Annotated in this window: 21 protein-coding genes and 1 tRNA gene; 19 read left to right on the forward strand and 3 right to left on the reverse strand. The window is 50.8% G+C overall.

Features of this window, described 5'->3' with window-relative positions; all coding sequences use genetic code 11:
• Positions 1-303 precede the first annotated feature (303 nt).
• Positions 304-382 (forward strand) — tRNA-Pro (locus tag MKX70_RS19275).
• 69 nt (positions 383-451) lie between these two features.
• On the opposite strand, the gene MKX70_RS19280 is transcribed toward MKX70_RS19275, so the two are convergent.
• Positions 452-652, reverse strand: a complete 201-nt coding sequence (locus tag MKX70_RS19280; protein ID WP_042237184.1) for a hypothetical protein — start codon at positions 650-652, stop codon at positions 452-454.
• A 229-nt stretch (positions 653-881) separates the two neighbouring features.
• Here MKX70_RS19280 and MKX70_RS19285 point away from each other — a divergent pair, with 229 nt between their 5' ends.
• The gene (locus tag MKX70_RS19285) at positions 882-1,139 is read left to right on the forward strand and encodes a hypothetical protein (protein ID WP_042237183.1); all 258 of its coding nucleotides are present in this window, start codon (positions 882-884) and stop codon (positions 1,137-1,139) included.
• 108 nt (positions 1,140-1,247) lie between these two features.
• On the opposite strand, the gene MKX70_RS19290 is transcribed toward MKX70_RS19285, so the two are convergent.
• A complete protein-coding gene (locus tag MKX70_RS19290) occupies positions 1,248-2,198 on the reverse strand; it encodes a hypothetical protein (protein ID WP_042237182.1) in 951 nt (316 codons plus the stop codon).
• Positions 2,199-2,464: 266 nt separating this feature from the next.
• On the opposite strand from MKX70_RS19290, the gene MKX70_RS19295 reads away from it, so the two are divergent.
• The 11 genes from MKX70_RS19295 to MKX70_RS19345 all read left to right on the forward strand — a co-directional run bounded on the left by MKX70_RS19295 (position 2,465) and on the right by MKX70_RS19345 (position 12,154).
• The gene (locus MKX70_RS19295) at positions 2,465-2,758 is read left to right on the forward strand and encodes a hypothetical protein (RefSeq protein WP_042237181.1); all 294 of its coding nucleotides are present in this window, start codon (positions 2,465-2,467) and stop codon (positions 2,756-2,758) included.
• Between the two features lie 146 nt (positions 2,759-2,904).
• Positions 2,905-3,249 carry a 50S ribosomal protein L19 gene (gene rplS / locus MKX70_RS19300; RefSeq protein ID WP_039309361.1) on the forward strand — a complete coding sequence of 115 codons (345 nt, stop codon included), beginning with the start codon at positions 2,905-2,907 and terminating at the stop codon, positions 3,247-3,249.
• Positions 3,250-3,454: 205 nt separating this feature from the next.
• Positions 3,455-4,075: a signal peptidase I gene (gene lepB, locus MKX70_RS19305; protein ID WP_042237180.1), complete on the forward strand. Its 621-nt coding sequence runs from the start codon at positions 3,455-3,457 to the stop codon at positions 4,073-4,075.
• A gap of 29 nt (positions 4,076-4,104) precedes the next feature.
• Positions 4,105-4,965, forward strand: a complete 861-nt coding sequence (ylqF, locus tag MKX70_RS19310) for a ribosome biogenesis GTPase YlqF (RefSeq protein ID WP_039309356.1) — start codon at positions 4,105-4,107, stop codon at positions 4,963-4,965.
• Positions 4,966-5,586: 621 nt separating this feature from the next.
• Entirely contained in the window at positions 5,587-6,198 is a 612-nt protein-coding gene (locus MKX70_RS19315; protein ID WP_231575431.1) for a ribonuclease HII, read from the forward strand.
• 68 nt (positions 6,199-6,266) lie between these two features.
• Positions 6,267-8,438 (forward strand): DNA ligase, encoded by a 2,172-nt coding sequence (locus tag MKX70_RS19320; protein ID WP_340840521.1) that lies wholly within the window; start codon positions 6,267-6,269, stop codon positions 8,436-8,438.
• Positions 8,435-8,737 (forward strand): EscU/YscU/HrcU family type III secretion system export apparatus switch protein, encoded by a 303-nt coding sequence (locus tag MKX70_RS19325; protein WP_340785305.1) that lies wholly within the window; start codon positions 8,435-8,437, stop codon positions 8,735-8,737. Before MKX70_RS19320 ends, MKX70_RS19325 begins: the two co-directional genes overlap by 4 nt.
• Positions 8,734-9,120: a YraN family protein gene (locus MKX70_RS19330; protein ID WP_340785309.1), complete on the forward strand. Its 387-nt coding sequence runs from the start codon at positions 8,734-8,736 to the stop codon at positions 9,118-9,120. Before MKX70_RS19325 ends, MKX70_RS19330 begins: the two co-directional genes overlap by 4 nt.
• Positions 9,121-9,253: 133 nt before the next feature.
• A complete protein-coding gene (locus MKX70_RS19335) occupies positions 9,254-9,667 on the forward strand; it encodes a hypothetical protein (RefSeq protein ID WP_340785311.1) in 414 nt (137 codons plus the stop codon).
• Between the two features lie 35 nt (positions 9,668-9,702).
• Entirely contained in the window at positions 9,703-10,212 is a 510-nt protein-coding gene (locus tag MKX70_RS19340) for a phosphoesterase (RefSeq protein WP_340785314.1), read from the forward strand.
• A 211-nt stretch (positions 10,213-10,423) separates the two neighbouring features.
• The gene (locus MKX70_RS19345) at positions 10,424-12,154 is read left to right on the forward strand and encodes a YifB family Mg chelatase-like AAA ATPase (RefSeq protein WP_340840522.1); all 1,731 of its coding nucleotides are present in this window, start codon (positions 10,424-10,426) and stop codon (positions 12,152-12,154) included.
• Between the two features lie 218 nt (positions 12,155-12,372).
• Here MKX70_RS19345 and MKX70_RS19350 read toward each other — a convergent pair whose 3' ends face one another.
• The gene (locus MKX70_RS19350; protein WP_042214922.1) at positions 12,373-12,801 is read right to left on the reverse strand and encodes an organic hydroperoxide resistance protein; all 429 of its coding nucleotides are present in this window, start codon (positions 12,799-12,801) and stop codon (positions 12,373-12,375) included.
• 148 nt (positions 12,802-12,949) lie between these two features.
• Here MKX70_RS19350 and MKX70_RS19355 point away from each other — a divergent pair, with 148 nt between their 5' ends.
• From MKX70_RS19355 to trmFO, 6 genes are all read left to right on the forward strand, one after another.
• Positions 12,950-13,417 (forward strand): MarR family winged helix-turn-helix transcriptional regulator, encoded by a 468-nt coding sequence (locus MKX70_RS19355; RefSeq protein WP_042214920.1) that lies wholly within the window; start codon positions 12,950-12,952, stop codon positions 13,415-13,417.
• A gap of 358 nt (positions 13,418-13,775) precedes the next feature.
• On the forward strand, positions 13,776-14,933 hold the full coding sequence (gene sucC, locus MKX70_RS19360) for an ADP-forming succinate--CoA ligase subunit beta (RefSeq protein ID WP_039295138.1): 1,158 nt from the start codon (positions 13,776-13,778) through the stop codon (positions 14,931-14,933).
• Between the two features lie 35 nt (positions 14,934-14,968).
• The gene (gene sucD / locus MKX70_RS19365) at positions 14,969-15,898 is read left to right on the forward strand and encodes a succinate--CoA ligase subunit alpha (protein ID WP_039295139.1); all 930 of its coding nucleotides are present in this window, start codon (positions 14,969-14,971) and stop codon (positions 15,896-15,898) included.
• Between the two features lie 182 nt (positions 15,899-16,080).
• Entirely contained in the window at positions 16,081-17,199 is a 1,119-nt protein-coding gene (gene dprA / locus MKX70_RS19370; RefSeq protein WP_197072943.1) for a DNA-processing protein DprA, read from the forward strand.
• 99 nt (positions 17,200-17,298) lie between these two features.
• Entirely contained in the window at positions 17,299-19,395 is a 2,097-nt protein-coding gene (gene topA / locus MKX70_RS19375; protein ID WP_042237164.1) for a type I DNA topoisomerase, read from the forward strand.
• A gap of 23 nt (positions 19,396-19,418) precedes the next feature.
• Entirely contained in the window at positions 19,419-20,798 is a 1,380-nt protein-coding gene (trmFO, locus tag MKX70_RS19380; RefSeq protein ID WP_042237162.1) for an FADH(2)-oxidizing methylenetetrahydrofolate--tRNA-(uracil(54)-C(5))-methyltransferase TrmFO, read from the forward strand.
• The last annotated feature ends 89 nt before the right edge of the window (positions 20,799-20,887 follow it).

Consider the following 20,887-nt stretch of genomic DNA (forward strand, 5'->3'; position numbering starts at 1 on the left):
TGTTACTTTGATCCGTATCCCGCGCCACCAGGGCCAGTGATTCAGCCGTTGGTCCGGGTAAGGGATACGTTCAGCATGTCATGCTTGATGTGAACGCACCTCCTTTCCTTGTGCCAAGAGTATAGCATAGCTTATATGAAAAATCCATAAAATTTGAATAATAGTTTAAAAAATAAATATATAAGGTACTTGAAAGTAAAATAATTCTGCGGTATATATAAAAATAAACAGGAAGTAACCGCCTTCCGGCATAATGTTAAAAGAGGGTGCGTATCTTATTTCGTAGGCAAGCATACATAGCTGTCGGGGTATAGCGCAGCCAGGTAGCGCGCATCCTTGGGGTGGATGAGGCCGCAGGTTCGAATCCTGTTACTCCGATCCAAAAAAAACACTTCCGTCAGGGCGGTTAGCTCTGTGGAAGTGTTTTTAACTTTTATGCGATTAACGCCGGTTAAGCTCTACCCCTGTCCCTATCCCTATCCTGGCGGGTAAGCATGATGATCCCGGTGACCAGCGAATATACAGCAACAACCATAAGCAGTACTATAGCCCAAGTATAATTGCGCACCGTGTAGGTGAGCGATGTGAATATGATGAACCAGGCGATACGAAGTACTCCTTCATTAATGAAACGTCTGCCTGCTGTGCTCATGATTCCTGCCTCCTTATGAATTGTAGATTATTGTTCACAATCGTAAGCGCTTCAATTCGTATTATTATCTTAATAATACCCCTTTTCTTCGGAAAATGATACACAATGTTCACAAGTTCTTGAATTCACAGCTAATATAATTATAGACATTTGCCTCATGGCGATTGCCGTTGCCGGCTTATCCCTCCCCTCATAAGATACAGAAATACGATTGAGGAGGAATCAGCAGATGGAAGCTTATTATAATTGTCTCCATTGCAAAAATAAGCGGGTGCGCATTTTGACCACTGACGGCAAACGTCATGAAGGGGTTATTGTGGATGTGGACCAGAACAATGTGTACCTGAAAACAAAAGGCAACGGCAAAATGAAAACTTCGGCATTCTATCCGGGGGGCGCGGGGAATTATTATGGAGGGTACTTCGGTTATGGCAGCGAAATCCTTACACTCAGCCTATTTACATTGCTGGCCATTGCGCTGATCTGATCATAGCACAAATTAAAAAGTGGGCTCCTGGAAAACAGGAACGCCCACTTTTTGTGTACCGGCTGCCAGAGCCGAAGAGAATATTTGATCCAAATCCATAAGGAATGTCTAGTTATTAACGGATATTGCTCCAATCTGGGTTGTTAGTGTTACCAGCGGACCGCCACCGTTATAATCCTGCTTGCCGCCGGAAGCGCCGGCTATATGACCAAGCTCACTCTCAGCTTCCACAGTACATTGCACTGAACTGGCGAGATCGGCGGATATTTTACCTATATCGCTTGTAGCTTTAAGACTGCTGCCGCTATCCATACCGGAAATACCAAGCTCGATACTTCCTGTATTTGACTTAATAGAAGATTTGCCTGTAAAAACAGTATCCTGAAGGATGATGCTTCCGATATTGCTGACGATATCAAAGGTACCCTGCATACCGCGAAGCTGTGTGGAGCCTACATTATTATTGATCTCAATATGGTTCACTGTATCCGGAAGCTCAACTACATAATTAATACTGAAGTCTGAATGCCCGTATTCCTTCTGTGACCAGTCCCAGAGATTCTTCTTCGGACTATTCTCTCCGTGAGTAGAGACGGTCAGCACGCCACTTTTATGTTCAATCGATACTTCAGCGTGGTCAAGTACCTTGGAGGCGTCGTCGTTAGATGTACGTTCATGGACAACGACGGTGGCTTTGACAACAATCTCGTCCCCGGATGCGGGAACTAAGGTGATTTCACCCAGAACATTATCAAGCTTAAATTCAGTAGCTGAACCCGCCGGTAGGGACGTGGAGAATTCCCTGCTGATGCCCTCATCAATAATGTTTTGTTCAATCCTATCCGTTGTTGTCTGGACTGCATCTCCTAGCGTGACCGTTGCCTTGCTAAGACTCTGCTTAACCGCCTCTGCGGCCTCCTGCTGGAAGTTTCCGGACAGACGCTGCTCCAGCTGATGATCTGCTGCCTCTTTGCCGGGAAGGTCCCTGCATCCGGCCAGTAAAGCGATGGAGAAGACGGCTACTGCTGCAATAATTGCGGTGTTGTGATTTTTCTTCAATATATATACCCTCCTGAAGGTTAGTGATTTGCTTATGTATATTCATTATTATATATTATGGAAAATAGATGGATAACGGGCTGGCGGCGGGTTGCTGTACTGGACCATAGTCCAGTAAGCCTGTTGACTACATTTTGATGCAGCAATATGTTAAACTAGCGTTAGATCTAAAGACCGGAATCTGGAACAGACCGGCACAGAAGGTAAGGCTGAGCCTGGTCTGTTTACTATTTTGACTGATGAAGTCAGAGGAGCGGATGAGCCAAATGCAATATGCGGCGGTCTTCATTATTTTGTTGGTTGGTGCAGTTGTTTATGTAATATCCCGCAACCGGACGAACAGGGAGCAGTCTGAGGCACCAAGAATGGTTAAAGCCAGCAACGTAATATCTATGGAAGGGCACCGCAAGGCTAAGCAGAACACTGCAGATCAGCTTTGCTCTTCCTGTAAGAAGAAAAACGGCAAACTGGTTTTTTATGCCCAGGATAACGGTAGTGTGGTCGGACTCTGCAAGGATTGCAAGGTTAAGGCGAAGAAACGAGATATGCTGCCGCTTTGAAGAATAAATATATATTGCATAGGCCTGTCTTTTGTGATAATATTATTTCTGTTGTGTGGAATACGGTGGTCCTCTGCGGATAATGAGGGAGAGCAATGGCTCTCCGGAAGAGGCAAGAACACCTGTACGGAAGGAGGAAGTCCTAAATGAATATCCTACAAGCAATTACGCAAGAGCAACTTCGCAAAGATATCCCGAGTTTTCGCCCGGGTGACACTTTGAAGGTGCATGTAAAAGTTATCGAAGGAACTCGTGAACGGATCCAGTTGTTCGAAGGCGTTGTAATCAAACGTCGCGGCGGTGGTATCGGTGAGACTTTTACAGTTCGTAAAATCTCTTATGGTGTTGGTGTGGAAAGAACATTCCCAATCAACTCCCCTAAGCTCGAGAAAATCGAAGTGGCTCGCCGTGGTAAAGTTCGTCGTGCGAAGCTGTACTATCTTCGTGAACTGCGCGGTAAAGCTGCAAGAATTAAAGAAATCCGTCGCTAGAATAGCGGCAAGTGAAAGGGGCTTGAATTCAAGCCCCTTTCGTTTATTCTTACTATGTAATCAAAACAATGAATTAAGAAATATGTGCCTTAGGAACAGCTTCTCCGAAAAGGCCTCCTGAAGGAGTAATCGCGGGGGAGTTTTTGGCAGGAGTTTTTTTGTATTGTATAGTGGAGATAACAACATATGGAGAGGACGGTGAACTATGCAGCAGGATTTGCAGCCAGGGCAAGGAGAGATTACAGAATCTAACAGCCAGAGCCCCCAGAAGCCTAAGAATGAAGTCCTGGAATGGATTAAAGCGATTGCGATTGCATTGGTTCTGGTTATACTAATACGCTGGCTTTTGTTCAAACCATTTATCGTGGATGGACCTTCCATGAAGCCTAACTTCCATACTGGCGAACGGGTTATTGTTAATGAAATTCTCTATGATATTCGTAAACCTCAGCGTGGTGAAGTCATCGTATTCCATGTGCCGTCTGAAGGCAGAGACTTCATTAAACGTGTCATCGGTGTAGCGGGCGATACGGTAAAAGTTGAAGGGGATGTCGTAACTGTGAACGGCGAACCGGTAAATGAGACGTATATCCAAGGCGCAATTGATGATGCGCATAATAACAACTCTTTGTACAACAATAAGAACTTCCCTAATGAAGACTTTACGGATGGCACAGTGCCCGCAGGACACGTGTTTGTGATGGGGGACAACCGCTCAGACAGTACAGACAGCCGGATGATCGGTTATGTGCCGCTGGGTGATATTGTCGGCCGTGCGGACCTTATTTTCTGGCCGGTCAAAGATATTACATTAATTAACCATTAAGCTGACAGAAGTCAAAGGAGGTGACGGCAATGGCCATTCAATGGTTTCCTGGTCATATGACGAAGGCTAGACGGCAAATTGAGGATAAGCTGAAGCTGATTGATATTGCAATAGAACTGCTTGATTCCCGTCTGCCGCTTTCCAGCCGCAATCCGATGATTGACGATATTTTGCGGGATAAGCCAAGGCTGATTATACTGAATAAAGCGGATCTAGCCGATCCGGAAGCAACGCGCAAGTGGCTTGCTTACTTCAAGGAACAGGGCCATGTTGCCTACCCTGTAGATGCTTCTACGGGGACAGGCATTAAGGAGATTCCTGAGCAGGTCAAGCTGCTGTTGAAGGAAAAGATTGACCGGCAGATTTCCAGGGGAATCAACCCGCGGGCAATGCGCGCATTGATCGTCGGTATTCCCAACGTAGGCAAATCGACACTCATTAACCGGATGGCGGGCAGAAGTATCGCGATTACCGGAGACCGTCCAGGGGTCACCAAGGGCCAGCAATGGATTAAAACAGGCGGGAATCTGGAGCTTCTGGATACCCCGGGTATCCTCTGGCCGAAGTTCGAGGACCAGGTTGTAGGCTATAAGCTGGCGGTAACCGGAGCAATCAAAGAAGAAATCCTGAACATTGAGGATATCGCGTTCTATGCGGTAAAATATCTGGTGAAGGATTACGGCAGCCGGTTCCAGGAGCGTTTCGGCATCGACAAGCTGCCTGAGGATCTGGAAAACCCGGACGAAATCGTTGCCGTGATGGAAGCGGTAGGACGTAAACGGGGCTGTCTGCTCAGCGGTGGACGCGTAGATCTGGAGAAGGCTTCACGCGCACTCCTGCATGAGCTGCGCGCCGGCAAGCTTGGACGCTTTACGCTGGAGACGCCTTAACTTAAGATTGAATTGTGGAATGGAAGAGCCATCCGAGTTTGTGGACTGGCTCTTTTTTTGCGTGCAGGACGGGAGTTGGAGATGAGAACGGGTGAGTGCGGAGAAATGGTGTACTTAATGCAGCTTTGGGTTATGGATAACTGGATGTTTTGCTGGATTGTTGTATGAAATACAACAATAATCCCGTTGAGTCGCTTGGAGGAGGGGGAATGCTGCAATTTTATACAACAATTTTCGATTGGGGCGGAAATAGTGAAGAGAATGTTTATTTGGTGCAGGAATGTTAATCGGGAGACTGATATGATGCAGTAATTACCCCGACTATTTAATGACAAGCGAGAATTAACGAAAGCGAAAAAAACAGAGAGAATTTTGGTCTTGTACGAGCGCTAGCGGGCGGTTTGGTTTACCGAATTCAACTGCGAACAGCGGAATAGATCAAGAAAACTGGTGGCGGGCAGCGGCTGGAAATCGAAATGTTCACCGCAGGGAAGGCTGAGCTTCAAGTCAAAAAATCATTATAATGACGGATGACCGTAATGGCCACGTATGTTAAGCTGGCTAGTAGAGGAACCGGATAAATTGCTGATTGGCAGGTGGGTAGAAGTGAGCACAATAGATATGCTGTTGTATGAAAAAGAAGGCTGGGAGCTGTCTTATCAGCACATTGCAGGTGTGGATGAAGTGGGCCGAGGCTGCTTGTTCGGGGATGTGGTGGCTGCTGCAGTAATATTGCCGGCCGGGCTGATTATTGAAGGTGTGGATGATTCCAAGAAGCTGACGGCCAAGAAGCGTGACGCCTTGTATGAGATTATTATGGATCAGGCACTGGCGGTAAGTGTAGGTCATGTAGAATCAACGGTGATCGATGAAATAAATATTAAGCAGGCTTCGCGTCTGGCTATGCGCAAGGCAGTTGAAGGATTAATCCAGCAGCCCGATTATATGCTGATTGATGCAGAGAAAGTGGACTTGCCTTTGCCGCAGCGTTCGATCATCAAGGGGGATGCGAGCAGCCAGTCGATTGCTGCCGCCTCGATTGTAGCTAAGGTTACACGCGACCGGCTCTGTGAAGGCTTGTGGGAGGAATTATACCCGGATTACGGGATTAAATTACATAAAGGATATGCAACCAAGCTGCACCGTGAACAGATTAAGACGCTGGGTGTAACGCCTATGCACCGGCGTAGCTTCATCGGTAATATTCTTGCTGAACAGCAGACATTGTTCTAAGGATATAAGCAGTTATCAAAAGGACAGATAATTCCGATATTAAATAGAAGAGACAGGAGGCGGACAACATGAATATCGGATCACTCATTCGCGGCTTGCTCGGGGACAGCAAGGCGGGAGAGCCTAAATCTGTAGAGCTTAAGGAAGGTCAGGTTGTTCGCGGCGTTGTACTCAGCGTGTCTGATTCAGGCAAGGAAGCCGTGGTCCAGATTCAGGGGACTCCTGTCCGTGCTGAACTGGAAACACCGCTTACGCCTGGACAGACACTGAACCTGCAAGTGGGTACACCCGGTGAGAATGGCTTACCGGTGCTGAAGCCGGTCTCTCTTGGTGAAGCGGCCCTGGCTTCACCGCAGAGTATGGGGGAAGCTATTGAATCGCTTGGCCTTACGAATTCGAAGGCAGGGCGGGAGATTATTCAGGCGATGCAGTCCGGCGGATTGGGATTGACCAAAGAGACGGCGGCGAAGCTGGATGCGGTCATGAATGCCAAGCCGCCTGGTGTACCAGCCTCGGAATGGCTGGAAGCGGCCGTCATCTCCGTGAAGCGCGGATTGCCGGTTACAGCTGAGACGGTGAAGGGGCTGCAGCAGGCAGTATTCGGGCCGAAGCTGCATCAGCTGCTGGCAACGCTGGAATCTGAGCTGAACGTATGGGCGCAGCAGGGTGATGCTGGTAAGGGAGCAGAAGCGGCAGGGGGGAATAAACCTGCGGCAGGTGTGCTCACAGGAGGCACCCAAGCTTCTGCGACCGGTACGGTAACGGCTGGTGTGCTGCCGGGAACCCATGCAGATGCTGACCTTCCGGCAGTGAGAGCTGGCGCTACAGGTAATAATGTTCCTTCGGGAACTGCCGGTTCTCTAGAAACCCAGTCTGGATCAGGAATGGTAAGCAACACTGGGAGTAATAATGGTAGCGGCAGTGCTGGCAATACGCAAGCAACAGGCAATCCAGTACAGACGGCTGCAGCTTTGAATGCAGATGCTGCAGCAGAGGGGGAGCTGCCTGGAGGCCCGGCGCAGAAACTGCCGATTTCCGAGGTGGCGTCCGCCAATAAGGCTGTGTCCGCAGGAGGTGCAGAGCCTGCTGGAGCTGCGCCTGCGGGAGCGAGGGTGGCCAGTGGAAGCGGCAGCACTGACCCGGTAGGTTCGGGAGCGGCTACGGCTGGCCGGAACGAGGCCACAGGAGCGCGGGGAGGCTCGGGAGCTGCTGCGGCTGGCCGGAACGAAGCCGCAGGCGTGCGGGAAGGCGCGGGTGCCGCTGCGCAGGTAAGCAGTGGTCCGCAGCCGCAGAGCACTGTATCGGGGACCGCCCTGCTCGCGAAGCTGCAGGGCGTGCTCACTGAGCTGCGCGGCACGCTGCCGCAGCTCGCCTCAGCCCCGCCCGCCTCCGGAGCGGCGGGCGAAGGCCCTGCCCCTACGGCCGCGCAGCCGCCGCAGGGCAATGCCGCCCCGCCAGCACCGGCGGGGCAAGGGCAAGTCCCCGCTGCGCCGCGCGGGGACGCCTCTGCTGCGGCTGCGCAGCCGCAGCAGAGCATGACGCCCGCCCCCGACACGGAGTCGTGGGTGGGGCGGGTGCTGAAGCTGCTCGGTGCGGAGCACGAGCAGCAGGCCGTGCGCGGAGGCGTTGCCGCAGCCGCGCACGGGCGTGAAGCAGCGCTGCCGGCTGCGGCGCTGCAGGGGGCGTCCGGCGGCGCGGAGGATGCCGCCGATACGCTCAAGGGCGTGCTGCTGCAGGTTCTCGGCAGCAGCGAGGCCCCGCCCGCGGTCAAGGAAGCCGCGGGCCAGCTGGTGCAGCAGCTAACTGGACAGCAGCTGCTGCTGAATACAGACCGCACCGCGCCGTTCGCGCAGGTGACGATGTTCCTGCCGCTGCGGGGGCCGGACGGCCAGGAGACGGCTTCCGTCCATATCCAGTCCCGTCGCGGCCGCAAAGGCGAGCTGGATGCGGCGAACTGCCGCCTGTGGTTTGACCTGGATATGAAGCAGCTTGGCCAGACTATGGTGGACGTACAGGTCGTTGACCGGATTGTCAGCCTTAAGCTGCATAATAATGAACCCTGGGTGCTGGAACTGCTGGAAGGACGCCGTGAGGACATTAAAACAGCGGTTGAATCTATAGGATATCAGCTGTCCAGCCTGCGCACGGAGCCGTTGCCCGAGCTGAGTACGGCTGCAGCTCCCGCCAAACAGTCCGATTATGTTCCGGATTCCTACAAAGGAGTCGATTACCGCATATGAGTGAGTCGGAACATGAGGTTTCACAGAACCTCAAAAAGGCGGTTGCCCTTAAATATATCCCTGGCCAAAGCGAAGCCCCGGTTGTTGTTGCTAAAGGACAAGGCTCGGTAGCCGATATCATTCTGCAAAAAGCTAAAGAAAACGGGGTTGCTGTACAGGAGGATGCCGCGCTGGTGGAGGTCCTCTCTAAGCTGGATCTCGATCAGCAGATTCCGCCTCAGCTATACCAGCTGGTCGCGGAGATTCTGAGTTATGTATATCAGAGTGACCGTTCTGCCGGGGAACGGAGACCGAAGTGAGCCACGGGGTGGACAGGGCGAATTATACTCGCAGGCAAAAAGGGGCCGCTGCCGAGCAGGCGGCAAGTCTGTATCTGTCCTCCCGGGGATACATAATCAGGGAGTGCAACTGGCGCTGCCGCAGCGGAGAGCTTGATATTATTGCTGAATACGAAGAGGGGATTGTCTTCATTGAAGTGCGCAGCCGGAGCGGGGCTGGTGTGCAGGGAACCCCGGAGGAGTCAGTGGATGAACGCAAAATCCGCCAGGTGAGAAGTACAGCCCAGGTGTATTTACATATGCAGGGTCTGCATGATGCGGTGATTTCCTTTGATGTAATCGCCGTACAGCTAAATAGAGATTTAAGTATTGCTTCACTACGGCATATCCGTGAGGCATTTTAGCTCTTTTTTTGCCTGTATTCAACGATTTTGCTTATTTATCCTTGACATATCATGGACTCCATGGGTCATTTCTCGAAAGAAATGGGTAAACATTAGTGTAACTTTTAATGTCACCATGAGGAGGGCTGTCCGAGTGAGAAATCAACCGATTGATATACAGGTAAGTTTTACTTGCCAGCATTGCGAGCACAGAGTCGTAGCGGAATTGGGCGGAGAGCCACTATCCGTTGTCTGCTGCAGCAACTGTAATAAGACATTTACCGTTATGCGGCCTGCAATAGCGGAAGAGATATTAATTGACTGGGAGCATGAGGCTTTATTCCATAAAATGCGTGCGGAAAAAACGGAAAGCAGCAACAGTAGCTTGTTGTCACTGGTCATCAATGTCATCGAACTGCTTACCTGGAAAGATAAGGGGAACGGTCAAGTAGAGGCCATTAAGCAAATGCGTCAATGGCTGATTGAGCATGAGGAAACCCCTCCTTTGGCCGAATTGATTCAGGTTGACGTCAATCGGCGTTCGTCCAAAAGAAACTGGAATAAATGAACCATTCCTGAAGTACTTGAAATGGGGGAGCTATTTTGACTAATGTCTTTTTTACCTCGGATCATCATTTTGGCCATAAGCTGATCATAGATTTCGAATCCCGTCCCTTTGGCAGTGCTGGGGAGATGGATCAGTCGATGATCGCCAGCTGGAACGCTGTGGTCGGCAAAGGGGATAAGATTTTTCATCTGGGGGATTTCTCATTCTTGAATCAAGAGGCCACTCGGAATATCATTTCCGCGCTGAACGGCTACAAAATCCTGATTCTCGGGAATCATGACCGCGGACGCGGGCGGAATTGGTGGCTGGAAGCGGGGTTTGACGAGGTCAGTGAATACCCGATCATTTATAAAGAGTTTTTTATGCTCTCCCATGAACCTATGTATATGAACAAGCATATGCCTTACGTAAATGTGCATGGCCATATTCATGGACAGAAATATGAAGGCAACAGCCATTTTAACATTTGTGTAGAGCACTGGAATTACGCGCCGTTGTCCTTTGAACAGATCAGGGATGCCGTTGTGGCCAGTGAGGAAGGCTAACAAATTGATTCTCTAGTCATATATGCACAATTATGCAATTTGGATGTAAGTTGGGATTTGTGCAGCGGCTTGTGCGTAATAGTCCTTGCATGACAGCAGGGGCTTTAGGTATACTCAACATAATAAAGCTAACGGAAAAAAGAGGAAGCACCCTTTTTCTTGGAAATAAACGCCCGTTCCGGGCGTATTTCAGGAGGAGAGGTGTTTTTTTGTGTACGGAAAAATGCATAGTGCATGTTTGTACGGGATTGAAGGCGTAATGATCGGCGTGGAAATTGATCTGGCGAACGGGCTTCCGCAGACGATAATCATCGGATTGCCGGATTCTGCTGTGAGGGAAGCAGTAGAGAGAGTCCGGGCTGCGGTTAAAAACTGCGGCTACAGCTATCCTCAGCAGCGCGTTACGATCAATCTGGCACCTGCAGATCTGCGCAAGGAGGGATCGGCGTTCGATCTGGCCATCGCCCTGGGGATTCTGACAACAAGCGGCCAGCTTATTATGCCGGATGCCGGGAAAATGCTGCTCATCGGAGAACTGGCGCTGGACGGCAGTCTGCGTCCGGTGAATGGGGTGTTATCAATGGTAGAGGCAGCGCGCCGGGCAGGGTTTCAGGCAGTCCTCGTACCACCGGGAAATGCGGCCGAAGCGGCGTTGATTACGGGAATCCGTGTATATACGGCCGGACATTTGCGCGAATTAAAACCGTCAGCTGCCGGAGTGCCTACTTCTAGGGTTATGGAAGAGTCAGGTCCAGGACTGGAACCGCCATTACCTGCAGAAGTTCCGGATTCGGAAGTTCAGGAACTACCCATGCCGCAGACAGAGTTGCCTTTTCCGGTATCGGTTAGCAATGAGTCATCCCCGAGGAACCGTCCGCCAGTTCAGGTGATGACGCTGGACCATCTGAGATATCAGCCGGAAGGGAGAAAGATTCTTGCGCCGAGCCGTGAGGATCATCTGATGAAGGAGGATTACAGCGATGTCATTGGACAGAATCACGTGAAGCGTGCGCTTACTATTGCTGCTGCCGGAATGCATAACATCATCTTGATCGGCCCTCCGGGGACAGGCAAAACGATGCTGATTAAACGCCTTCCCGGTATTCTTCCTGACCTGAGCGATGATGAATCGCTGGAGGTAATGAAGATATTCAGTGCCGCGGGTAAGCTGAGGGACGGCAATGAGGGTCTGATGCGACTCCGCCCGTTTCGTTCCCCGCATCACACGATTTCGGCTGCCGGACTGATTGGAGGAGGGGGAATACCGAAGCCGGGAGAAGTCAGCCTGGCGCACCGCGGAATTCTGTTTCTGGACGAGCTGCCTGAATTCTCCCGTACGGTACTTGAGGTGCTCCGCCAGCCGCTGGAGGACGGGGTAGTGACCATCAGCAGGGCCAGGGCGTCGTTCACATTTCCCGCCCAGTTTCTGCTCGCCTGCTCCATGAATCCCTGCATGTGCGGGTTTCTCGGGAACGGCAGCTCACAGCAGCGGTGTACCTGCAGTCCGGCACGAATCGCCCAGTACCGCGCCAAAATCTCAGGACCGCTGCTGGACCGGATGGACATGCAGGTCGATGTCCCCCGCCCGAAAGAATGGGACCGGAATATGCCGGCGTTGTCTACAGCTCGAATGCGTGAGGATGTTCTGCGGGCTCAGGCTATTCAAGCTAAGCGTTACCAGCACCTGCCGATCTCCTGGAACAGTGAGCTTTCCGGAGCGGCGTTACGCCGTTACGCAGTTCTAAGGCATGAAGAGAGTATGCTGCTGAACCATATTCTGGAGAGTCTTGGCCTCAGCATGCGGGCGCATGACCGGATCATTAAGCTGGCCCGCACCATCGCTGATCTGGAAGGGGCAGAGGAGATTGGATCTGCGCATCTTGCCGAAGCTGTCCAGTACCGTAATCTGGACCGCCAGGTGACGGCAGAGGAGGAATACTGAGTGAGCAGTGAGAAGAATGAAGCGGACTGAGAAGTGTTATCTTGTTCATGAGCCTGAAATGATCGGGAACTGGTCCGCCGGGGAACGCGCGTCAGCAACTCTTTTGATAGTTAAGTGTAACACGCACCAATAGCATAATGTTTGCCGGTTAACGGCAAACACCCTGTCCGGTGCCGCCGGACAGGGTGTTAATACTAAGAAAATATCGCTATTTCTTCTTACAGTACATTCAGTTCAACTTCAATATTGCCGCGGGTTGCGCGGGAATAAGGGCATGCGCCGTGAGCCGCTTCAACCAGCTGGACTGCAGTTTCGTGATCTACGCCTTTGACCAGAACATCCATCTTCACGGCAATGCCGAAGCCGCCGTCTTCAACTTTGCCGAAGCTTACAGTTGCTGTTACTTCACTGCCCTCAATCTTGATTTTACCCATACGGGCCACCATATTCAGTGCGCTGTCGAAACATGCGGAATAGCCTGCTGCAAAGAGCTGTTCAGGGTTAGTGCCTTCACCGCCGGCTCCGCCCATTTCTCTTGGTGTGCTGATCGTAAGGTTCAGCTTAGGACTTTCAGATTCGATATATCCTTGTCTTCCTCCAACCGCTTTTACTGTTGTTTCATACATTTTCTGTTGAATAGTCATCATTATAAATCGCTCCCGTTCGTTTTCAAATTGTATTGTACACAACTTAATTTAACACAATTAAAATAAAAGTCAATCTATTTTCCGCTATTAACATGATATTATGAATGAATTGTGATAAACTAATGTCACAAAGGCAGGTGAAGAAGATATGCAAGAAGAAACTATGACCCCACCGGAGCTAATGCTTGAGAATCAGCTCTGCTTTACGATTTATGCCTGTTCGCGTGAATTTACGAAGCTGTACCAGCCTCACCTGGACAAGATCGGATTAACGTATTCGCAGTACCTGGTTATGCTTGTCCTCTGGGAGAGACGGCAATGTACGGTCAAGGAGCTTGGTGAAGCTCTGTTCCTGGACTCCGGTACGTTGACTCCGCTGCTTAAGAGACTGCAGGCTGCAGGCCTGATTCTGCGGGAACGTTCTTTACAGGACGAGCGGAAGGTGTTAATTTCATTAACCGCACAAGGTTTGGCTCTGCAGCAGGATGCGATGTGCATTCCCGGTAAAATGGCCGAAGGCACCATGCTCTCCCCCGAGGAGTTTATTGGACTGCTTGGCCAGTTCAAAGACCTGCTCGCCCGTGTTCATGAAAGCAATATTAGTAACTCGAAATAGTCTATTAACACAAAGTCAATGCAATCGTTCGCATTCCGGCATGAAATCGAGCGAAAATGTATGTATAAATAGTGAAAGTTTTTAAGGAAAGCGCTTATAAAACATGTTACAATATTCTGGGTTTCACATTCTGGCATATAGGTAATTATAGATATCACTCTGTAATATGTTCTATATGCCACTAGCAGAAAACTGTACCGTTTGCGGATCTAATATTCAGGCGGCGGTTTTCTGCATGTGCCGGGATATTGCCAGTTTTCACCGGTCTGGACCCGGCTTTGGACAATCAAAACGGAATGCGGAATGGCTGCAGGCTGCCTGCTACACGGCCACCGCAAAACTTTAGGAGGCTTCCGGTATGAATATCCACGAGTATCAGGGAAAAGAAGTACTTAAGAAGTACGGCGTAGCCGTACCGAACGGAAAAGTAGCTTATACAGTGGAGGAAGCAGTGGAAGCTGCCGCAGCGCTGAGTACACCGGTAGTTGTAGTCAAAGCTCAGATTCATGCAGGCGGACGCGGTAAAGCCGGCGGCGTCAAGGTGGCGAAGAACAGTGATGAGGTTCGTGCCTATGCGGCTGAAATCCTCGGCAAGACGCTGGTCACCCACCAGACGGGACCCGAAGGCAAGGTAGTGAAGCGGCTGCTGATTGAAGAGGGCTGCCAGATTGTTAAAGAGTATTATATCGGACTGGTTGTAGACCGTGGTTCCGGCCGGGTAGTCATGATGGCTTCCGAGGAAGGCGGTACAGAGATCGAAGAGGTGGCGGCCACACATCCGGAGAAGATTTTCAAGGAAATCATTGATCCGGCAGTGGGACTACAGACCTTCCAGGCGCGTAAACTGGCTTACAGCATAGCCATACCTTCAGAGCTGGTAAATAAAGCGGTCAAGTTCATGCAAGCGCTATATCTGGCTTTTGTGGATAAAGATTGCTCTATCGCGGAGATTAATCCGCTGGTTGTAACGGCTGACGGAAATGTGATGGCGCTCGATGCCAAGCTGAATTTCGATTCTAACGCGCTGTTCCGGCATAAGGATATTCTGGAGCTCCGTGACCTGGACGAAGAGGATGCCAAAGAGATTGAAGCTTCCAAATACGATCTTAGCTATATCGCGCTTGACGGCAACATCGGCTGTATGGTGAATGGCGCGGGCCTCGCGATGGCTACCATGGATATTATTAAATATTACGGCGGAGAGCCGGCCAACTTCCTGGATGTAGGGGGCGGCGCAACCACGGAGAAGGTAACTGAAGCTTTCAAGATCATCCTCTCGGATGATAAGGTCAGCGGGATTTTTGTTAATATTTTCGGCGGAATCATGCGCTGTGATGTCATTGCTACCGGTGTAGTTGAGGCAGCGAGACAGCTCGGGTTAACGAAGCCGCTGGTTGTACGACTTGAAGGCACGAATGTAGCACTGGGCAAAGAAATTCTCGCCGGTTCGGGACTGAATATAGTTGCTGCCGATTCCATGGCTGACGGTGCCCGTAAAATTGTTGCTCTGGTGTAATATTCGACAATAAAAGTGAGGATGTGACCTGACGCATGAGCATTCTTGTAGATAAACATACGAAAGTCATCACACAGGGAATTACGGGCGCTACGGGCTTATTTCATACGAAAGGGGCACTGGATTACGGCACCCAGATGGTAGGCGGGGTAACCCCGGGCAAGGGAGGAACCTTTGTTCAGATCACGCTTGAAAATGGCACGGAAGCCAGTCTCCCGGTATTTGATACGGTCGTTGCCGCAAAAGCAGCTACAGGTGCAACCGCCAGTGTGATCTATGTACCGCCTGCCTTCGCGGCTGATTCCATAATGGAAGCTGTGGATGCTGAAATGGAACTCGTCATTTGTATCACAGAAGGCATTCCCGTGCTGGATATGGTTAAAGTATCAAGATATATGGAAGGCCGTTCTACTGTATTGATCGGTCCTAACTGTCCGGGGGTTATCACGCCAGGAGAATGTAAAATCGGGATTATGCCGGGTTATATTCATATGCCGGGTTATGTAGGTGTTGTCTCGCGGAGCGGAACATTAACCTATGAAGCTGTTCATCAGCTGACAGAGCGTGGTATCGGCCAGTCTTCGGCTGTAGGTATCGGCGGAGATCCGGTCAAGGGATCGGAGTTCATAGATATTCTGAAGCTGTTTAACGATGACCCGGGCACCAAAGCTGTCATCATGATCGGAGAGATCGGCGGAACGGCAGAGGAAGAGGCGGCTCTGTGGATTAAAGAGAATATGACAAAGCCTGTAGTCGGCTTTATCGGGGGCGTTACTGCACCTCCTGGCAAACGGATGGGCCATGCCGGAGCGATTATTTCAGGCGGCAAAGGAACGGCCAGCGAGAAGATCGCTGTGCTGGAGTCCTGCGGGATCAAAGTCGCGCCAACGCCTGCGGAGATGGGATCTACGCTCGTCAGTGTGCTTGAGGAACGCGGCATTCTGAATGCTTTTACCACCCACTAGAGCTCAGCTTGTAGAATCACACAAAGATCACTGCTTTTACCGTTGATTCATGTATAATCATCTTAAAGGTAAGCAACCTTTTGTTCCGGAGTGCCGGGGCGAAAGGTTGCTTTTTTTGTCTTTTTTAGCAGGTTATGTAATCAATAAGGAAGGCTGGCCCTTCCGTATAGGAGAGAGTGCATATGGAAACGCGGGATCTGCTGTTCGGTTTAAATGAAGTAGAAGGCATTGGCTGGAAAAGTATGGACAGAATACGTCAGGCGGGCCTTTTGACGAATGAAGCGTTGTCCTGTTCCGTTACAGATTGGGAGCGGGCTGGAATCAGAGGCAAAATGTCGGCGAGGCTTAACGCTCTCTTCAATGAAGAATGGATTCTGCAGCGCCGCTCTTTAATGGAAGCAAGCGGTGTTTCAATGGTGACTTTGCTGGATGAAGGGTATCCTGTCCAGTTAAAGGAAACACCCCAGCCGCCTTGGGTTTTGTATTATCGCGGACGTCTGGAGCTGGCTTCCCGTCCTTCTGTAGCCATGGTTGGTACCCGTGTGCCGACTGCCTATGGACGCAAGATTGGTGAAATGCTGGCTGAACAGCTTAGTGCGGCCGGTCTCACGGTTATAAGCGGCCTGGCGAGAGGGATTGACAGTGTCTGCCACGAAGCTGCATTAACGGGAACCGGAAGTACCATTGCGGTGGTTGCAACAGGGCTGGACAAGGTCTATCCGCCTGAGAACCGTGAGCTGGAGCGGCAGATTTCACGTGTCGGTCTTGTGCTAAGCGAATATCCGCTGGGCACCCCGAGCCATCCCGGGTTATTTCCGCAGCGCAACCGGATTATCGCAGGACTGTCGCTCGGCACGGTGGTGGTCGAAGCAGACAGCCGCAGCGGTTCCCTGATTACGGCCGACGCTGCGCTAGAAGCTGGAAGAGATGTGTTTGCTGTTCCGGGTCCGCTAACCTCGCCCAAGAGCAGAGGCGCATTAGAGCTGATTAAACAAGGTGCGAAGGTGGTGACAAGCTCAGCGGATATCGTAGAAGAATACATAGCTTATCTGCCTGGAAAGGGTACTTCAGAGTCTTCGGCAAGCGGTTCCGGGCCTTTCGCCGGAGACGGGTTAATCGAAAAGAAATTGACAAGTGAGGAGCTACACCTTTACCATATACTGCATCAAGGCCCCTTTACACTCGATGAGCTACTGGCGTCCACGAGGTGGGATTTTGGACATTTGCATTCAGTTCTGTTATCTTTAATCATAAAAAAAGCGGTAACACAATTGCCGGGTGCAATTTATAAGGTAATTTAATATAGAAGTAACCGTGTTAAGCATAGACTCTTGATTTCCGGCCGGGCCTGAGGGCAGGTTCAGGAGGATGTATGCTTACAACTTTTGGGAGGAAAACCTATGGCAGATGCGTTGGTTATTGTAGAGTCACCGGCAAAAGCAAAAACGATTGGTAAATATCTGGGCAGTAAATATATTGTAAAGGCATCAATGGGACATATCAGAGATTTGCCGAAAAGTCAGATTGGTGTGGAAGTGGAGAATGATTTCAACCCCAAATATATAACAATCCGCGGCAAGGGCTCTATCTTGAAGGAACTCAAGGATGCCAGCAAAAAAGTGAAAAAAGTCTATCTCGCAGCTGACCCGGACCGCGAAGGTGAAGCTATTGCCTGGCATTTGGCGCATGCGCTGGATTTGGACAACACACAGGAATGCCGGGTTGTCTTTAATGAGATTACGAAGCAGGCTGTGAAGGATGCATTCAAGACTCCGCGCAAAATTAACATGGATCTTGTGAATGCCCAACAGGCCCGCCGTATTCTGGACCGGCTCGTCGGATACAAGATTAGCCCCCTATTATGGAAGAAAGTCAAAAAAGGCCTGTCCGCAGGACGGGTACAATCGGTAGCAGTGAAGATTATAATGGACCGCGAGAACGAAATTTCTGCTTTTGTTCCCACGGAATACTGGAGTATTACTGCGAAGCTGGGCATCCGCGATTCCCTGTTCGAAGCCAAGTTCCACAAGCTGAATGGCGATAAAAAAGAGCTGGGCCAGGAGAGCGATGTACAGGAAGTATTGGATGCTATTCAAAATTCCGCCTTCCAGGTTAAAGAGGTAAAAGAGAAGGAAAGACAACGGCATCCTTCCGCTCCGTTTACGACAAGCTCACTGCAGCAGGAAGCTGCCCGTAAGCTGGGCTTCCGCGCATCCAAGACCATGTCTGTTGCTCAGCAGCTCTATGAGGGGGTTGAGCTGGGCAAGGAAGGCACTGTCGGTTTAATTACCTATATGCGTACGGATTCCACCCGTCTGTCTCCTACGGCCCAGGAAGAAGCTAAGGAGCTGATCCTCTCCAAATACGGTGAGAAGTTCGTTCCCGAGACACCGCGCCAGTATTCCAAGAAAGCTGCGGGAGCCCAGGATGCGCATGAAGCGATCCGTCCTACCTCGGCGCTCCGAGAGCCTGACATGGTCAAAGGATTCCTGAGCCGTGACCAATTCCGCCTGTATAAGCTGGTTTGGGAGCGTTTTGTTTCCAGTCAGATGTCTTCCGCCCTGCTTGATACACTGTCTGTGGATATTACAGCAGGCACTGCGATTTTCAGAGCCGTCGGGTCCAAGGTTTCTTTCCCGGGCTTCATGAAGGTGTACGTGGAAGGCAATGATGACGGCACAACGGATGAGGAGAAGTATCTTCCGCCGCTTAAGGCCGGCGATGATTTAACCAAACATGATATTGAGCCGAAGCAGCATTTCACTCAGCCGCCTCCAAGATATACGGAAGCGCGTCTGGTCAAAACGCTGGAGGAACTGGGGATCGGCCGTCCGAGTACGTATGCGCCAACACTGGAGACGATCCAGAAGCGTGGATATGTAGCGATTGAAGAGAAGAAGTTTATGCCAACCGAACTCGGTGAGCTAATCATAGAGCAAATGGAAGAGTTCTTCCCGGAAATTCTGGATGTGGAATTCACAGCCCATATGGAAGGGGATCTTGACCATGTGGAGGAAGGTGCTGAGGACTGGGTGAAAGTGCTGGCCCAGTTCTACGAATCTTTTGAGAAACGTCTCCTCTACGCCGAAGAAGAAATGAAGGAAATTGAGATTGAAGATGAAGTTTCCGACGAGCTATGCGAGAAATGCGGGAAGCCGATGGTCTACAAGTTGGGCCGTTTCGGTAAATTCCTGGCCTGCTCCGGATTCCCGGACTGCCGTAATACGAAGCCGATCATCAAGGATATCGGAGTCAGCTGTCCGAAATGTCATGAGGGTAAGGTTGTGGAGCGCCGCAGCAAGAAAGGCCGTGTCTTCTACGGCTGCGATCAGTATCCGGGCTGTGACTTTGTATCCTGGGATAGACCATCGGTTAAACCATGTCCTGTCTGCGGCTCCTGGATGGTAGAGAAGCGCAACAAACAGGGAACAAAGCTGCAATGCACTTCTTGTGATCATACTGAGGAAGTGCTGGACAACGAAGAACTGGCAGAATAAATGTGTTACAGGAGGAAAGGGAATTGACTGATATAGCTAAAGTAACTGTGATTGGAGCCGGACTTGCCGGCAGTGAAGCCGCCTGGCAGATTGCCTCGCGCGGGGTTCCGGTCAGATTATATGAGATGCGTCCGGTTGTGAAGACACCTGCGCATCATACGGACCAGTTCGCCGAGCTGGTCTGCAGTAACTCTCTTCGGGCCAACGGCCTTGGTAATGCGGTAGGTGTGCTCAAGGAGGAAATGCGCCGTCTTGACTCTCTGGTACTAGGTGCAGCCGACCGGCATGCGGTTCCGGCCGGAGGCGCACTTGCCGTAGACCGCGATGGTTTCTCCGGTGAGATTACGTCGATGCTGCATAATCACCCTCTGGTGGAAGTCATAAACGAAGAACTTACGCATATACCGGAGGAAGGGATTGTTGTCATTGCGACAGGCCCGCTGACCTCTCCGTCACTCTCCGCAGAGATTAAAGGGCTGCTTGGCGAGGAGTATTTCTACTTCTATGATGCGGCTGCCCCGATTGTCGAGAAGGACACCATTGATATGAGCAAGGTGTATTTGGCCTCCCGATATGACAAAGGTGAAGCTGCGTACCTGAATTGCCCGATGACGGAAGAGGAATTCGATGTTTTTTATGATGCACTGATCTCGGCTGAGACTGCCGCACTCAAAGATTTTGAGAAAGAGATTTACTTTGAAGGCTGTATGCCGATCGAGATTATGATGAAGCGCGGCAAGCAGACAGCACTCTTCGGGCCGATGAAGCCCGTAGGTTTGATGAATCCTCATACAGGCAAGCTTCCTTACGCAGTTGTGCAACTTCGTCAGGATAATGCAGCCGGAACGCTTTATAACCTGGTTGGCTTCCAGACCCATTTGAAGTGGGGCGAACAAAAACGCGTGTTTTCACTTATCCCCGGTCTTGAGAACGCAGAGTATGTCCGGTATGGTGTCATGCACCGCAATACATTTATCAATTCTCCCAAGCTGCTGCATCCCACCTATCAAATGAAGGGACGGGAAAGACTGTTCTTTGCCGGCCAGATGACAGGGGTTGAAGGTTATGTGGAGTCTGCGGCTTCAGGCATGATCGCCGGTATGAATGCTGCCAGAGCGGCGCTCGGTGAGGACGGTCTGATCTTCCCGCAGGATACCGTGCTGGGCAGCATGCCAGCCTACATTACTTCCGCAGATCCCGAGCATTTCCAGCCAATGAACGCCAACTTTGGTTTGCTGCCAAAGCTTGAAACGAGATTCCGCAGTAAAAAAGAGAAAAACGAACGCCTGGCTTACCGTGCGCTGGACAGTCTTGCTGCCTATGCTGCCGACAAAGGCCTGGCCTATACTGAGCCGGAGGTTGTAGAACCTGAGCTTACCGAAGCGGAAAGTCCAGCACAATAAAACTTAATCGTAAGCTCCTGGACGGATTGTCTGAAGCTGGTCCGGGATGCTTATGCCACAACACTAAGTGTATGCTTCCGGATCAGGTT

Source organism: Paenibacillus sp. FSL R7-0312 (genome assembly GCF_038004445.1).
Taxonomy (GTDB): Bacteria; Bacillota; Bacilli; order Paenibacillales; family Paenibacillaceae; genus Paenibacillus_AQ.

Coding starts and splice junctions, on each gene's coding strand:
- lepB (WP_042237180.1), top strand. CDS start 3,455: ATGCAGCAGGATTTGCAGCCAGGGCAAGGAGAGATTACAGAATCTAAC.
- MKX70_RS19280 (WP_042237184.1), bottom strand. CDS start 652: ATGAGCACAGCAGGCAGACGTTTCATTAATGAAGGAGTACTTCGTATC.
- MKX70_RS19320 (WP_340840521.1), top strand. CDS start 6,267: ATGAATATCGGATCACTCATTCGCGGCTTGCTCGGGGACAGCAAGGCG.
- MKX70_RS19325 (WP_340785305.1), top strand. CDS start 8,435: ATGAGTGAGTCGGAACATGAGGTTTCACAGAACCTCAAAAAGGCGGTT.
- dprA (WP_197072943.1), top strand. CDS start 16,081: ATGGAAACGCGGGATCTGCTGTTCGGTTTAAATGAAGTAGAAGGCATT.
- MKX70_RS19350 (WP_042214922.1), bottom strand. CDS start 12,801: ATGATGACTATTCAACAGAAAATGTATGAAACAACAGTAAAAGCGGTT.
- rplS (WP_039309361.1), top strand. CDS start 2,905: ATGAATATCCTACAAGCAATTACGCAAGAGCAACTTCGCAAAGATATC.
- topA (WP_042237164.1), top strand. CDS start 17,299: ATGGCAGATGCGTTGGTTATTGTAGAGTCACCGGCAAAAGCAAAAACG.
- MKX70_RS19355 (WP_042214920.1), top strand. CDS start 12,950: ATGCAAGAAGAAACTATGACCCCACCGGAGCTAATGCTTGAGAATCAG.
- MKX70_RS19315 (WP_231575431.1), top strand. CDS start 5,587: ATGCTGTTGTATGAAAAAGAAGGCTGGGAGCTGTCTTATCAGCACATT.
- MKX70_RS19285 (WP_042237183.1), top strand. CDS start 882: ATGGAAGCTTATTATAATTGTCTCCATTGCAAAAATAAGCGGGTGCGC.
- MKX70_RS19295 (WP_042237181.1), top strand. CDS start 2,465: ATGCAATATGCGGCGGTCTTCATTATTTTGTTGGTTGGTGCAGTTGTT.
- sucC (WP_039295138.1), top strand. CDS start 13,776: ATGAATATCCACGAGTATCAGGGAAAAGAAGTACTTAAGAAGTACGGC.
- sucD (WP_039295139.1), top strand. CDS start 14,969: ATGAGCATTCTTGTAGATAAACATACGAAAGTCATCACACAGGGAATT.
- ylqF (WP_039309356.1), top strand. CDS start 4,105: ATGGCCATTCAATGGTTTCCTGGTCATATGACGAAGGCTAGACGGCAA.